The sequence below is a fragment of the Pseudonocardia pini genome, assembly GCF_013870575.1.
GTDB lineage: Bacteria > Actinomycetota > Actinomycetes > Mycobacteriales > Pseudonocardiaceae > Pseudonocardia > Pseudonocardia pini.
The window spans coordinates 1-1,438 of the sequence record NZ_JACBXB010001070.1; the positions used below are offsets into that span (position 1 = coordinate 1).

Below are 1,438 nucleotides of genomic sequence, written 5' to 3' on the forward strand. Positions count from 1 at the left end.
ATCCGCACGGCCTGCGGATCATGGCCCGCGTCGAGGCGCTGGGCCTGGAGGTCGAACGGCTGCGCGGCAACCGGCTGACCGGCGTCCGCGGCGAGACCGACCGGGAGACCTACGCCCGGGCGAAGTCCACGATGGCCGTCGTGGTGAGCCCGCCGTCGCGGCGGACGCTGCAGCCCATCGCGCCCAGCGCCGACTGGCGCGTCGACCTGGCGGAGGGCTGCCCGGCGCACTGCCAGTACTGCTACCTCGCGGGCTCGCTCTCCGGTCCGCCCGTGACCCGGGTCTACGCCGACCTCGACGAGATCCTCGACAACCTGGCCGGCTACGAGGGCCGCGGCACGATCACGAGCAGGCGGGCCGCCCGTCGGGAGGAGGGCACCACGTTCGAGGCCTCCTGCTACACCGATCCGCTCGCCCTGGAGCACCTCACCGGGAGCTGGCGTCGGGCGACGGAGCACTTCGGCGAGTGGGAGGCGCCGGTGCAGCTGCGCTGGACCACGAAGTTCGCGGACGTGGGCTCCTTCGTCGACCTCCCGCACGCCGGTCGGACCCGGGTCCGGTTCAGCGTGAACGCGCCCGCCGTCAGCGGTCGGTTCGAGGGCGGGACCGGTCGCGTGTCCGACCGGCTCGCCGCACTGCGCACCCTCGCGCTGGCGGGCTACCCGGTCGGGCTGACGATCGCCCCGATCATGACCGTGCCGGACTGGCGCACGGAGTACGGCGCCCTGCTCGACGCGGTCGCCGCCGCCGTCGACGGGATCCCGGACCTGGACCTGACCGCGGAGCTGATCACGCACCGGTTCACGCCGGGCAGCAAGGAGGTGCTGCTGGGCTGGTACCCGCGCACCCGGTTGGAGATGGACGAGGAGCTGCGCACCCGCAAGCGCGGGAGGTTCGGCGCCACCAAGTTCGTCTACCCGCCCGAGACCATGACCGAGCTCCGCACCTGGTTCACCGACACCCTGGCCGACCGCGTCCCCTCCTGCCGCGTTCTCTACTGGACGTAATGTCCCGCACCGCGAGCCCGCCACATGTCCCGACGGCCCAGGCCCACGCGGGCGGCGTTGCCGGTCCGGCGAGTACGGCCGGTACGAGCCGGCTGCCTGACCTGCGAGAACCTGAATCCGCCGAGCTGGGCAGCGGACTCGCGGTGCCGGACACCAGGAGGCCTCGGCCGTCGCGAGCGGCGTCCGGGTGGTGTGCGCCCGAGGCCGACAACGCAGTGCGGGCGGCGCGCAGAAGGCCGTGGTCCTTCAGCAGACTCCTCGCGACCGTATTCCCGCGGCCACCTGTGACGATCTCGCCGTTCGCCCCCGGCGCGAGGCCGACCTACTGTAGGGACATGGCCGAGTCGCTCCCCTCGCCCGTCCCCACCCCGCCCGCCGAGCCCGCCCCGGCGGACTCGGCCGTCCGACGGGCGCTGCGCCGTGCCCGAGAC

Annotated in this window: 1 protein-coding gene; it reads left to right on the forward strand. The window is 73.8% G+C overall.

The window, feature by feature from the left end; genetic code table 11:
- The coding region (locus H5J29_RS32570) for an SPL family radical SAM protein (RefSeq protein ID WP_312858506.1) at positions 1-1,007 on the forward strand (1,007 nt) is incomplete at its 5' end.
- Positions 1,008-1,438 lie beyond the last annotated feature (431 nt).